This window comes from Serratia sp. DFXYC6 (assembly GCF_057196085.1).
In genome coordinates this window covers 803464-816442 of sequence record NZ_JBXUNV010000001.1, presented here as the reverse complement: position 1 = coordinate 816442, position 12979 = coordinate 803464, and the positions used below count along the sequence as shown (strand labels likewise).

Genomic DNA, 12979 nt, shown 5'->3' with positions numbered 1-12979 from the left:
ATCACGCCTCCTCCGCCTGGATAATCCCGTCTTCGGCGCGGATTTCGCTGTCGGGCGGAAGGTGGGCGATCGCGAGCGCAATGGCCTGAAAACGGCGTCCTACCGCAACGATGGTCTCCTGAGCTATCTCGTGAGAATCATAAAACAGTGAAATGGCGAGCCGTTCCGCTTCGGGGAACAAGCACAGCACCGTCTGGTGGTTGCTGCCGCTGACGATATCCGTCACCTGGAACGTAAACGGCAAGCGCGGATCCTTCTGCGGTTGTGGCATGTTTTCAAACACAAACAGGCTGCCGAACGGCGAAGTGGGCACCCATTGTTCGTCGTAGCGGTTCAGTTCGGAAAAGGCGTACTTCTGCCTCAGCGTCTGGGAAGCCGCGATATCGGTCAGCAACGCATAAATGGGCCGGCGGCGAATCGCCTGCAGGCGCAGCACCGGGCTGGCGACACACAGGCCAAACAGCGTCTGCACCTGCTCAATGTCCGCCGGGCGCTCGCTCATGGTCGTGCCGATCGCGATATCGTCACAGGCCAGCGCTTCGGCCAGCGCCAGCATCCAGGCCAGCTGCGTCAGTTGATTGACCGTGATCCCCTGGCGCCGGCAAAACGCAGTGAGGCTTGCCACCTGTTCCGCGCTGAATTCCGCGCCATATTGCCGCATGCGTCGCCCCTGCGGCGCGGCAGCCGGCGAAGCGCTCAACGGCAAACGTTGGTTGACCGGCGCCCCGCGCAAATAGTCCGCCCAGAACGCCTGCGCCTCGGGATCGTCGCCGTGCGCGCGCACATAAGCGGCGAAAGGCTCAAATCGGTTAATTTCCAGCGCCGGCGCGCCCCCTTCCAGCAAGGTGAGATAGTCGTTGAACCAGTGTTCGAACAGAACGCCGAGGGACCAACCGTCGAACAAGATATGGTTAAAGGTCTGCACCAGATAGTGCTCATCGGCGTTCAACTTGATCAGGCGCCAGCGGATCAACGGCGGCGCATCCAGCTCAAACGAGGTTTCTCGTTCCCGGGCCAACAGCGCTTCCATCCTTTCTTCCAGCGAGGACGGCGGCGCGTCGGTCCAATCCTCGATCGCGATCGGCGCCTGCAGCGTCTCGCAGATGAAGACGTTGGGCCGCCCACGGCGGGTTTGATCGCCAAACCCTGCGCGCAGCATTTCAAATCGCTGCAGCGCCAGCGACCAGGCCTGGTTCAACACCTCCGGCTGCAGCGGGCCGGCCACCTCATAAACGGCCTGATCGATCTGATACTCGCGGTTAAGCCGGTTGAAATACATCAATTCCCGCTGCGTGACCGTAGCCTCGAAAACGGCGGCGATGCGATGACGTTGCTGCCAGCGGTCCAACTCGGCGAGGCTGACGTTGGCATGGGGGAAGTCCCCCGGGCTGGCGAGGCGAACGCCCTGGCTCGCCTCGTGGCAACAGTGTGCGACCAGCGCCGACAGGCTCTCCCGATAGTGCGAACCGATCCGGGCCAGCGTCGCCTGCGGCAATAAGCCCGACATCACGATGCTCAGCCGGTCGCCGTGCACGTAGAGCACCAGATCCAGCACATTGTCGCTCGCCGGCAGCGCGCCGTTTTCCAGATCCGCCGTTTGGTCGATCAAGGCCCACAAGGCGTCGTCAGTCTGTTCGTTAAAGACCCCGAGATAGTTGAATGAAATGGCCGGCAAGCGGTGGCGCCGCAGGCAGGCTATCGCTTCGTCGTCCGACGCTGAACCGTATTTCAGCGCCGAATAGCCGATGCCGTGATCCGGCATCTTTCTTAATGCGTCCTTGATGGCGCGCAGCGTGTGTTTTGGGCTCTGATGGGCGGTGATGCGCAAAGGCAGTAAGGCGGTGAACCAGCCGACGGTGTCGTCGAGCTGGATCTTATCGTCATTGATATCGCGGCCATGGTGTTCGAGCGTCAGGTAACTGTCCGCACGGCCATGCCAGGCCTGCAACACCGGCGCCAGCGCCGCCAGCAACACATCGCGGATCGAGGTGCGGTAGGCCTGATGACAGCTGTCCATCAACAGCGTCGTCAACGCCGCGTCGCACTCGAAGCGGCAAAACGCCGGACTCTGCGCCCCCTCGCTGAGCGTGGCGTAATCGGGTTGCCCGGCGATCATCGCCAACCAGTAAGCGCATTGGTCATGCCGGCTCGCCGCGTAGTGCCTTAACGTCTCGCCCCACTGCCGGTAGCTGGTGCCTTTCGCCGACAGCGATTCCCCCTGATGCAATCGTCGCATGTCTCTGACGATGATGCGCCAGGACACCACGTCGATGATCAGATGATGGAATGCGCAGAACATCAGCGCGTAGCCGGGCGCGCTGCTGTCGAAAATGTAGACGAAGCGGCACAGCGGCCCTTCTACCGGATCAAACCCCGATTGCCATTGATGCAGAAGTTCGGCGCGGCTTTGGCGACAAAGCGCCAGGTCATAGTATCCCCATGAAGGGCCGCCGTCGGCCACCGACAGATAGCGCTGCGCGACCAGCGCGCCGGCGTCGTCGGCGCTAAACCGCGCGCGCAGCATGTCATGGCGCGACGCCAGCCCGTTCACCAGATCGGCCACGCGCTCGGCGGACATCGGCGGCACCCGCACCAAAAAAGTCTGGTTGAAGAAGGCGCGATGTTGCGGCGGCTGCTCGTTGTACCAGCGCTGAATCGGCAGCAATTCGAATTCGCCCTGCAGCTCGCCCTGTTCATTGAGCGGCGCAATCGCCTCCCGTTGCTGCAAAATGCGCTTGGCCAGCGCCCGCGCATTCCGGGTTTCGAACACCGCACGCGAGTTGCTGTGATAGCCCGACTTGCTCAATTCGCTGGTGAACACGATGCTTTGGATCGAATCGCCGCCCAAACGAAAGAAGTCGTCATCCACCCCTACCCGTTCAACGCCGAGGATCTCCGCCCACAGGGCGCAAATCAACGCCTCCAGCGCGTTCTGCGGCGCGGCATATCGCTCGCCTTGCGCGAATTGCGGCGCGGGCAGCGCCGTGCGATCCAGCTTGCCGTTCACCGTCAGCGGTATCTCGTCGAGCGCGACATAGCTGGACGGCACCATGTAATCCGGCAGGATCCGCTCCAGCCGGGCGCGCAAATCGGCAGGATCCAGCGGCTCGCCCCGCGCCATCAGCACATAAGCGGCAAGGCGCTTGCTATCGCGATGGACGACATCCACCACGACGCATTTCTCGACGCCCTCCAGCGCATTGATCGTATTTTCTATTTCGCTGAGTTCAATTCTGAAACCGCGGATTTTTACCTGGCAATCGTTTCTGCCGAGATACTCCAGGTTGCCGTCGCGCAACGCTCGCACCCGATCGCCGCTTTTATACAAGCGTCGCCCGTTCAGCGTAATGAAACGCTCTTGCGTCTGCTGCGGCTGGTTGAGATAGCCGCGCGCCAGCGCGTCTCCGCCGATATACAGCTCGCCGGCCAGCCCTGGCGGCAACGGCTGCAGCCAGCGATCCAGCACATGAAGTTCGCGCCCCGGTATGGCTCGCCCAATCGGGATGCTGCTGCGGGTTTCGTCCGCCGCGATGGCGTACATCGTGGTGAACGTGGTGCATTCCGTCGGGCCATAGCCATTGATGACCTGCTGCGGGCGGTTGGCTTGCCGCACCAGGCGCTGCATCAGCGTGGCGGTCAGCGCCTCCCCGCCCACCAGCAGACAGCGCAGCCCGGCGAACAGGTCGGGGTGACTGAGGTAAAGATGATCGAACAGGCTGCGCGTCGCCCACAGAATCGATACCTGCTGCCGACGCAGCAAGGCTTCCAGCTGCGGCACATCGCCGGCGATATCCTCCGTGTCGCGCACGACGACCAATTTGGCGCCGTTGAGCAATGCGCCCCACACCTCGAACGTCGCCGCATCGAACGCCGGGCTCGAGAGGAAGAGCAACGCGTCATCGGGCGTGACAGCGATGCCGGACGCGGTCGCCAACCCGCACATCGCGTGTTGCTCGAGCATCACGCCTTTCGGGATCCCCGTCGATCCCGAGGTATAGATCACCGCGCCGAGCCGGTCGGCGCCGGTGACGGCCGGCAGATTCTGCCGCTCGTGTGGCAGGCGGTTCAGATCGCCCAGCGTGAGGACGGACACGGCGTGCGGCATCATCGCCGCCAGCGCCTCGGCGGCCGACTGCAGGCTTTCCCCGGCGATGAGCACCGGCGCGCGCGTTTCTTCGAGAATATGCCGAATGCGCGCCTGAGGATAATTGCAGGAGAGCGGCACATAGGCCGCACCGGTTTTCAGCACCGCCAGCAGCGCCACCACCATTTCCAGGCTTTTCTCGCTGTACAGCGCAATCAGCGTATCCGCCTGGGGGGCGCCCCCGGTCAGCGCTTGGTAGCGGAGCGCAATTTCGCGCGCCAGGCTATTCGCCATGCCGTTCAGCTCACGGTAGCTGACATGCAGCCCCTCAAACTCCAGCGCAATCTTATCCGGATAACGCAGCGCGATCGCCTCAAACCGGGCGCTGAGGGTTTCTCTCGGCAACGCGGGGGCCGCGTCGTCATCTGGCGGCATGTCGGCGGCGGGATAAAAGGCGAGGTGGCGTAAAGGCGCGTCAGGCGCGCGCATCGCCGCTTGCATCAAGCGCATGAAATGTTCCGCGCAGCCGCGCATATCTTCTTCGTCAAACATGTCCTGACGAAAACGCAGCCGGAACTGCAAGGCATCGCTGTCGGCCCGATCTTCATATTCCAGGGAAAGCGACGCGCTGGCCATATCGTGGTTGGCTTCAAACAGCGGCGAAGTGGCGCAATCGGCCAGCGCCAAGGCCGCATCGCGCAGGTTGGTCTGGGCAAAGGAAATCGGCATCGCGCGGATCCCCAGCGCCTGCACCACCTGTTGCGTGGGCAGTTGGTTAAACCGTTGGCGCGAGTGCGGTGCCGCGGCGGTAATAAACGCCAGCGCGCGTTGATAAACGGCGGCGAAGCCTTCGCCATCACGCAGCGAGAGGGGCATCACGCTGGTGTTTACATGCCCGCCAAGCGCAAATCTTTGCCCCTTTTTTATCGACACCGGATAGCTGATATAGACCGTTTCCTGATTGCCGCTGCGCGCCATCAAGATGCCCCACAGCACCAGCAACGCCAGAAAGTCATTCATTCGCCGTATTCCCGCGCCCTGCTTCAGCGCTTTCCATTGCGCTTTGGGCACCTGGAAACGCAGCTCGGCCGCCTCATCGTTTCGCACGGCGCCGCTTTTCTCAAAGGGCACGTCTATCGCGCCCAAATTTGCCGCTTCGGCCCGCCAGTGCGCCAGCGCTCCGTCGGCGGCCAGTTGTTCAACCTCGCGCTGCAGCTGCCGGTTGATGGCGGCAATCTCGGCCGCCTCGAGGCGTGTCGACAGCCGCTGTTGACCATAGTAATGGCTCACCAATGAGAAAAACTCGTCGGAAGACGCGCCGTCGATCACCAGATGATGGCCCACCAGCGCCAGGGTATAGCGCCCCGCCCCCTCGGCGAAAAGCGCCCAACGATAAAGCGGCCCGCGGTAAATGTCGAAGGGCTGGCGAATCACTTGGGTCAGCAGCGTGCGGTCCGTGTAATGCTGCAAAGGATGGATTGCGTCATTGCGACGCCAATACAGCTCGCCATTCTGTTCATGAATATGGCTGTTCAGCAGGACATGATCTTGCACCAGCGCATTCAGCGCAGCTTGTAATCTGATGGGATCCAGCGCGCCCTCAATACGCTGCAGCACCAATACGTTGTAATTACAGCCCTCTGGATGGCGGTCATATTCATCGATAAAAACTTTTGAATAGGGTGATACAGGAATCTCTTCCATGACAAACACTCCATTTAGAATACACGTGCCCTGCTTAACGGCGATCCATGCGGCATACCCAAACCTCTTTCGGCATCAGCTCGCTTATCTTTTCTGAGTAATAACCGATCAGCATGTTGATGCGCTTTTCTGCAATGACCTCCGCCGCCTGAGCGCAAATCGACTTGTAAAAACCAGTAGGGATCATCACTTTGCAACGGCTATGCAGGTGCCGACAAACGCCGATGGCCCAGGAAAAACACTCCCTGGAAGGATTGGAAATATCCAAAAGTTCGGCACACTCACTGGAACAGCCAATCACAGCGTAGAGATTGCCTTTATTGATATAATGAATTTTATGATACAGAGGATGTTTTTCAATATATTCAAATGCGCGATGATCTTTTTCTCGCCCCAGATTATTGATAAAACTGGCCTGCCGCGCTTGGCCGCCCTCGGTAAAACGAAAGGCCATAAACTTATCAGGCTTTAAGGTTAATTCGACGAAGGGATAGATTTGCGTATTGGTGGTTAAATACTTTCTGAAAATCTTTTCATAAACCCTGATCTTCCTGTCATCGGAAAAGCAGATATCCGCCGCCACATCCGAACGCTTAGCCTGCAGGAAAAAGTCTTTCAAGACGGTGGAAGATTTGACCTGACGGTGGATCCCAAGATCGCCAAGCATATTGACATTAAAAGACAATTTGTTGATTTTAAAAGGATAAAAACTGGATACAAACATCCCGAGATAACGTTCTTGATCCTTGTAAAATATGCCCGTTTTTTCCATCGGCGCCCCACAATGCGGATCGAGCAAATGCTTCCAGTGCAGGAAACGCTCCCCGCCCAAATCTCTGCCATAAAGCTCCTGCAATAATTTGAAATGATTATGAGAAACCGCTTCCCTCACAAAGACAGCCATGTTTTATCTCCCTATAAAACCGATTCCATGCTAGGCGGAAATCAATAAAAGATGACCGCTCAGCGCCGTTGATAATACGGCGCCGGACCGTTCGCTTCCTTTCCCTGATTAACAAGAGTCGCTGTGCATTTTTAGCCAGCGCAAAAATTCAATATTATTATCGATGTTCAGTTTTCTCATGGCCGAACGTTTATGAATACTCACCGTTTTCGGGCTGATGCCGAGCAACATCGCCGTTTGGTTTTGTGAATAGCCCAAATGGATCAAACGGCACACTTTCCCCTCGCTAAAGGTCAGCTGGGTACGACAACGCGGGCAATAGCTTGAAACCAAACTATTTTTCTTGCGATAGCAGAACATGACCTTGTCCACGATCGCCGCCACGCTGTCTTTGCGCGTAATACTTCCGGCCTCCAAATTGCAATGAATTTTAGGGAATGTCTTTTTATGCTCCAATATTGAAAAATAGAGCGGAATAGAAGAAAAGTTGCCCTGCAAAAGCTGGGTATGGCAAAAATTTATGGACACCCGCTTGTCCGGCGCCCTGAATATGATGTTGGCACGTTCTTCTCCCGTGATCTTGGCCTTAATGCCATTCGTGAGAAAACCTTCTTGCAAGGCAAGACTCAACCCCAGCTTGAAGAATTGATTTTTATCCACAATAGCGATATTGACGCGCTCCATTAACAAACCTCCCTTTTGACTACGCTTGCTCACTCTCCTTACTGCAATATCATTGCTGTGATTATTTTTTGTTTTAACGTGCTTTTTAATAAAAAAGCGTTATAGGCGAAGCAAAAAAGACCATGCCTCGCAAAAGTGCATTTTATATAGGGTTATATAAATCATCTGCCCTGGAGAGCATACAAAAGCAAGACGCGGTAAGCTGCCGCGCTTCGCAAGGGAAATTGTTATCGTAAGATATATTTATAAGGCATCATTGCCATCAGCATCACGGTGCTAAGATTTTTCTCTGATACGTTAATTTTACTCCAAGAGCGCAATATATCCAGATAAATATCGAAAAAACACATAATATAGAACATAACATTGCGCGACATTGATTGTTAAGAGAATCCGTTTATGCATTAGGAATTTACTTATGATAAAGGCAGGATAATGCTTTTTTCGTCCGTGGCGGCGGGGTCATCGCAGACCCTATTAAACAGAGTATAACCATATTCATTTTATTGTAAAAAAATTGCATAAAAAAAAGCTACACTTTATGGCAGTAAGTGATTCCCGCCCTTTCATGTAGACGGCAACAAAAAAGAAGGAGGCGAACCCATCGGCCGCCCGCGCAAGAAATGCCTGGTAGGAGTAACGATTTTTCAGGAGTGATGCGCAGCGCAGAAAGATAACGCGGCATCGTTGACGAGCGGGATGAATTATATTTTTTTGATCCTCATCAGCTTTTTGGCCTCCAGACAGGAAACCAATCCGAGGTGATCTTTTTTTAGCTGCTTGTCGCTCCCAAGAGGAAGAATGACTTTGAACGTTTGCAACTTACCGTGATTATTATAGATATCAAAGACTATCACCGGCGGGCCATACCCCAGGATCATGCAGTCTAAAAACCGCAGAACGGCGCACCCCAAGCGGCTCCTGGCCTCCCGGATAATTTTATCCGCAAGCTCATCATACCGGAAAGGTCTTTCCGGCGTCGTCAATACCTTCATAAGGTCTCCCTTCTGGTATATATCATTCCGATTTAAAATAATAACCTCATAAAACCGCCGCCGTTCAAGGCGAGTGAGATATAACAATCCAGGCTTCGGCAATATATAATCTAACGATGCAAAATCAATCTAACAAAAAACACAATAGTATAAAAAAACAGCGCGAGTTTTATTGAAAAAATGACCTGATTTGCAATAATGAAATGGCCTGAAGTAAAGGGCTAACTGAAAAAGGAGTTTCAATCATGAAAGAACTATCCGCAGTAGAAATTGAACAAGTTAACGGTGCTGGTTTTTTTGGTGACGTAGGCACACTGATTGGCAGTGCGGTAGGTACAGGTATTGATACCATTTCCGCGATTGCCGGTGTTAACCCGGATGCAAAAACCGTTGTCGGCACCATCGGTAAAGGTATTGGTCTGGCCGTCGATGCGCTGATTTCCAGCGGATTGCAGATCATCTCTAAACTGTAATAACAATTCATAATCATCCCTTCCTTTTTTTAATTCGTTTCATTTTAAGCACCTTCGCGGGTGCTTTTTTTTACATCAAAGAATCAAAAAATAGATAAGGTCAGAAAAACCATTATCCAAAAAAACAAGCTGGGTATCACTATGATGAAAAAACCCATGCGTTTATTGGCGTTTTTAAGCATCCAGTCATAGATCATCGCATCACTCCTTGTGAATACCGGGAGGCATTTCCACCTCCCGGTATTTTATCCATCGAGTTGTTGATTACAGTTTCGGCACTTTGGAAAAGAAGTCCGCCATTTCGTGCGGGAACCCTTTCGCAATCGCCGGACGAAGATCGTCCATGGAAACATTAAAATCTTTCGGCTGCTCGCTCGTTTGCATTTTCTGGTGTGCGTTCACATTTGATTGCAGACCATTAAAAATGCCCTTCATATTGCCGAACATATCATCGCAAGATTTTGTCACGTTACTCATGACCGACTTGGCCGCATCCGGCCCCGACATTTGAATATTGCTGACGCCTTGCATAAACGGTTGACTCAGCGACGATTGGGAGTTGGTGCCCAAATTGCCGCCGGCCTTCATGGTTTCTAAAATTTTGGCTGGATCTAACATGTTTATCACCTCTTTACGGTTGTGTTTACATCGCTTTCGGGCACGAGAATCCTCGCAACGCCCGTGACCAAAGTGGGAAATCTTTCATCGTCGAGCGCAATTCCAGTTTGAGCACGCCCACCACCGACGACATCGACATCGTCAGCTCTCGTCTGTCGCTGGCGAGCGGCACGGGATTGCTGGCGTCGAACATCCGGAACAAGGCCCAGGGCCCGTCGAAACTGGCGACCTGGATCTGGCCGGTGCCGGTGCGGAAGGTCAGTCGAACATAGCTGCCGCCTTTCGGGCCCGGCCAATCGATACGGGTAGGCTGGCTGAAACCATGGCTGTAGTTAATCACCTGCCCGTCGATATCCAGGGTCGCTTCCGTAATGGTCGGCGTCAGGGACAACGGCCTGATGAACATGGAGAAGGACAGCTTGTCGCCGGCGGTGAAGAAGGTATCGCGGATCAGCCGGGCATTTTCAAACGCGCCCAGCGTGCTGGCATTGACGATCCCCTCTGAACCCGGTTTGGCATTCCATTTCTGCGCGTTGACGTCCACATAAGGGGCCAGGTTCTCATCGAAGAACTGCTGCATCGCGCCGCTTTGGCCAAACATGCGCGAGAAGTCCTCGATGCCGACCTCCGCTCTGGCGTTGCGCGAGAACGGATAACGCCCGCTGATGCTGCTCTTGCACAAGCCGGAGGCCAGCGACGAAGCGCCTTTGCTCAGGTTCTTCTGGCTTTGCTGAATCGTCTGGCTGTCCCCGACCTGCAACAGATCCATCATCACGCTGCGCACCGGTTCCGGCTGGCGCGCCGCATCCAGCTGCAGGCGCTTCAGCGTGCCTCCGGCGGGCACCACCTGGCCGCCGCGCAGCGAGGTGGACAAGGTGGTCAACTGGCTGTACAGCGCTTCGAAACTGCGGCTCAGCGGATCGTTGCTGGCGTTGGTGGTCTGCAACAGCTGATAGCCCAGACGGCGCAGCAGCTCGAAGCGATCTTCCACCGCGCGCTCCGGCGTGAGACGAAAACGCGCGCGCTCGCCGGAAATCTCGCCCAGGATGTCGCGCCGCTGCTGCTCGATGCGGTTGCGCTGGCGGTCGAACCAGCTTGCCGCATCGCCCTGGTTGGTGCCGGTCATGCTGGTTTCGCGCGCGGCGAAGCGCACCAGATTGGCCAGCGGGGAAGAAGGGTCGGACAGTTGACGCGCCAGGATCGCCGCATCCTCAAGCCCGTTGACCGGCCGGGCGCGTACATCGCGCATGAACGCATCCCATTTGTCGGCATACTCGATGAGATAAAGCTTCCTCGCCTCGTCGGCCAGCTTCTGCGCCGAGGCCAGCGAGTTCACCGCGTTTTTCCCTTCCCCACTGTCGCGCAGCACCCAGGACTCTTCTTCGATCATGTCCTTGGCGGCGTCATCGAGCTGCGCCAGGAAAACGTCGCGATAGCTGGCGCGGGTATAGAACCCCGGCACGGCGGTATCGGTGACCGTCGCCTGGCTCTTGCGGCGCAGCATCAAGGAGACGTTCGGTCCGGCGGCGTCGGCCAACGAAATATCGTTGATCGCCGCCGGCAACGGTTTCTCTTCGATGCGGCGCACCACCCGCACCTGCATCGGAATGTTCATCGCTTTCACCCGCGCCAGGCGCAGCAGATCGCCGTTCATCTTCATGACCGGCGCGTCCGGCAAAGAGAACATCTCCCGCAGATGGTAAGCGAAGATGCCTTTGTTCATGTCGGTGTAACCCTGCGGCATAAAGGTTTCCCAGCGCGCCATGAACCAGTCGACCAAGGCTTCGGCGGAGCGATGCGAAGGTTCGCCCATCATCAGGTACACTTTCAAAGTACCGTAGACGTCCTTGTTGGACGCCGAGACGTCATTCTTGAGTTCGTCCGCGATATAGTTTTCCACCGCCGGCCAGAAGATCTGCAGCAAATGGCGTTGGTAGGTTTTTTGCGCCGCGCTGTTGATCAGCTTGTGCTCGAAATAGGGATTCGGCACCGGCGACACTTCGCCGCCCAATTGCGCGTTCATGTAGCCCAGCTGCTCATAGGCGGAAATGACATCGTCGCTGACGCGGTTAGTCACCGGTATTTCGCGCACGATGCGCTTCGTTTCGTCAAAGCGCGCCGCAATGTAAGAGATGTAATCGCTCTCCCACAGGTAACGCATCGCCAGCAGGTTAAACGAGACCGCCAACAGAATGAGCACCAGCACATAGCGGCCCAGAGAGCTCATGCGGCTGCCGAGCGGCCTGGCGTGCGAAGACTGCTGCATCACCCCGCGTTCTTGCCGGGCGTAATCCAGCTCCGGGTGATAAATGCGCCCGGTCGGGCGAGCTTCATAGATATCCGCCGCTTCCGCGTTGTAGATCGCCCCCTGCGGCGGCAAGGCGATGGTGCTGCCCAGCCACACCTGCTGCAGATGGCAGGCGTAGCCCACCGGCGTTTGCGGGAAGATCTGCTCTAACAGGGAATACAGCGGGTTGCCCAGCGACCCCAGCGACTCGGTGAAGAACAGCAGCTGCTGGCGGTTTTGGCCGTCCGGCGCATCGTGCAACAGTTCGAGCACGTGATGGCTGACGCGCGCCACCATCTCCCGGTAGAGGGTTTCATACTGCTCGAAGGGGGTTTCTCCCTGTTCGGCGCGGTTCAGGCTGAACCCCATGCCTTTTTGCAACAGATCGTCGCCCAGCATCGACAGGAAGGTCTCGCCGCCGACCAGTTGATCGAGGTGGCTGATGGTAAGATAGACCGGCAGCTCGCTGCGGAACCACGAGGCCATCTCCAGCAGGCGCACGCGCAGCGCGTCGGCGACCGACTTTCTCTCCGTCAGCGAGGCGTGCAGCAACCAACGCGCATCAAGACACAGCATGATGCCGTCGATGCCCGGATGGCGGCGATGGCGGCGGATCAGTTTGAACAGGGTGTCGCGCGCCCTGGCGCCCTCTTCCCCCAGACCGTTCAACTGCAGCCATTCGCCGGAAGTGTCGACATACACCGAATTCTCCGCCAGCCACCAGTTGCAATCCTGGGTCGGCCCGACGTCCACCGTCTGCTGCAGGCCATAGTGCTCGGCCAGCAAGAAGCGTTCGCCGCTTTCGCCGATCAGCGAGGTTTTGCCGCTGCCCGGCGGCCCGATGACCAGAAACCACGGCTTTTCGCTGACGTAACGGCGCGTCAGGCGGTATTTGAAGCGCTGCCAGGGGGTGCGCTGCTTCGCCGTGCCGACGTACTGCAAGGTGCGCAAAGCGTCGTAAAAGCGCGAGGTCACGCGATCTCGCTGGGCGGTCTTGCGTTTGGCCGGGGCCGGCGCTCGCGCGTGGCGGAACACCCAGGATAAGAACGTCGCCACGAACGGCCACAGCGCCCAGCACAGGATCAGCGCGATGATGATGCCCCTGACCCAGACCGACAGCAGCGGCCGATAGGTGCCGATGGCGATCAACGGCCCAATCCACCACACCACCGCACACAGCAGCAAGGCAATCACCAATATGAATGATCTACGTATCATATAATTTCCTTA

At 56.7% G+C, this 12979-nt stretch carries 7 protein-coding genes; 1 reads left to right on the top strand and 6 read right to left on the bottom strand.

Annotation, left to right across the window (positions count from 1 at the left end; all coding sequences use genetic code 11):
* Window position 1: 1 nt before the first annotated feature.
* From AC2CGQ_RS03995 to AC2CGQ_RS03980, 4 genes are all read right to left on the bottom strand, one after another.
* Entirely contained in the window at window positions 2-5788 is a 5787-nt protein-coding gene (locus tag AC2CGQ_RS03995; RefSeq protein ID WP_484593489.1) for an amino acid adenylation domain-containing protein, read from the bottom strand.
* Between the two features lie 34 nt (window positions 5789-5822).
* Window positions 5823-6692 (bottom strand): hypothetical protein, encoded by an 870-nt coding sequence (locus tag AC2CGQ_RS03990; protein ID WP_033632663.1) that lies wholly within the window; start codon window positions 6690-6692, stop codon window positions 5823-5825.
* A gap of 108 nt (window positions 6693-6800) precedes the next feature.
* Window positions 6801-7376: a helix-turn-helix transcriptional regulator gene (locus AC2CGQ_RS03985; RefSeq protein ID WP_004935315.1), complete on the bottom strand. Its 576-nt coding sequence runs from the start codon at window positions 7374-7376 to the stop codon at window positions 6801-6803.
* Between the two features lie 704 nt (window positions 7377-8080).
* Window positions 8081-8371 (bottom strand): hypothetical protein, encoded by a 291-nt coding sequence (locus tag AC2CGQ_RS03980; RefSeq protein WP_004935318.1) that lies wholly within the window; start codon window positions 8369-8371, stop codon window positions 8081-8083.
* 245 nt (window positions 8372-8616) lie between these two features.
* On the opposite strand from AC2CGQ_RS03980, the gene AC2CGQ_RS03975 reads away from it, so the two are divergent.
* Entirely contained in the window at window positions 8617-8844 is a 228-nt protein-coding gene (locus AC2CGQ_RS03975) for a hypothetical protein (RefSeq protein WP_004935320.1), read from the top strand.
* A 264-nt stretch (window positions 8845-9108) separates the two neighbouring features.
* Here AC2CGQ_RS03975 and AC2CGQ_RS03970 read toward each other — a convergent pair whose 3' ends face one another.
* Together AC2CGQ_RS03970 and tssM are read right to left on the bottom strand one after the other, a co-directional pair.
* Window positions 9109-9462 carry a DUF6277 family protein gene (locus AC2CGQ_RS03970; RefSeq protein WP_033632662.1) on the bottom strand — a complete coding sequence of 118 codons (354 nt, stop codon included), beginning with the start codon at window positions 9460-9462 and terminating at the stop codon, window positions 9109-9111.
* 25 nt (window positions 9463-9487) lie between these two features.
* Complete coding sequence (gene tssM / locus AC2CGQ_RS03965; RefSeq protein ID WP_004935326.1) at window positions 9488-12967, bottom strand: type VI secretion system membrane subunit TssM; 3480 nt, start codon at window positions 12965-12967, stop codon at window positions 9488-9490.
* Window positions 12968-12979 lie beyond the last annotated feature (12 nt).

Coding starts and splice junctions, on each gene's coding strand:
- AC2CGQ_RS03995 (WP_484593489.1), bottom strand. CDS start 5,788: ATGGAAGAGATTCCTGTATCACCCTATTCAAAAGTTTTTATCGATGAA.
- AC2CGQ_RS03990 (WP_033632663.1), bottom strand. CDS start 6,692: ATGGCTGTCTTTGTGAGGGAAGCGGTTTCTCATAATCATTTCAAATTA.
- AC2CGQ_RS03985 (WP_004935315.1), bottom strand. CDS start 7,376: ATGGAGCGCGTCAATATCGCTATTGTGGATAAAAATCAATTCTTCAAG.
- AC2CGQ_RS03980 (WP_004935318.1), bottom strand. CDS start 8,371: ATGAAGGTATTGACGACGCCGGAAAGACCTTTCCGGTATGATGAGCTT.
- AC2CGQ_RS03975 (WP_004935320.1), top strand. CDS start 8,617: ATGAAAGAACTATCCGCAGTAGAAATTGAACAAGTTAACGGTGCTGGT.
- AC2CGQ_RS03970 (WP_033632662.1), bottom strand. CDS start 9,462: ATGTTAGATCCAGCCAAAATTTTAGAAACCATGAAGGCCGGCGGCAAT.
- tssM (WP_004935326.1), bottom strand. CDS start 12,967: ATGATACGTAGATCATTCATATTGGTGATTGCCTTGCTGCTGTGTGCG.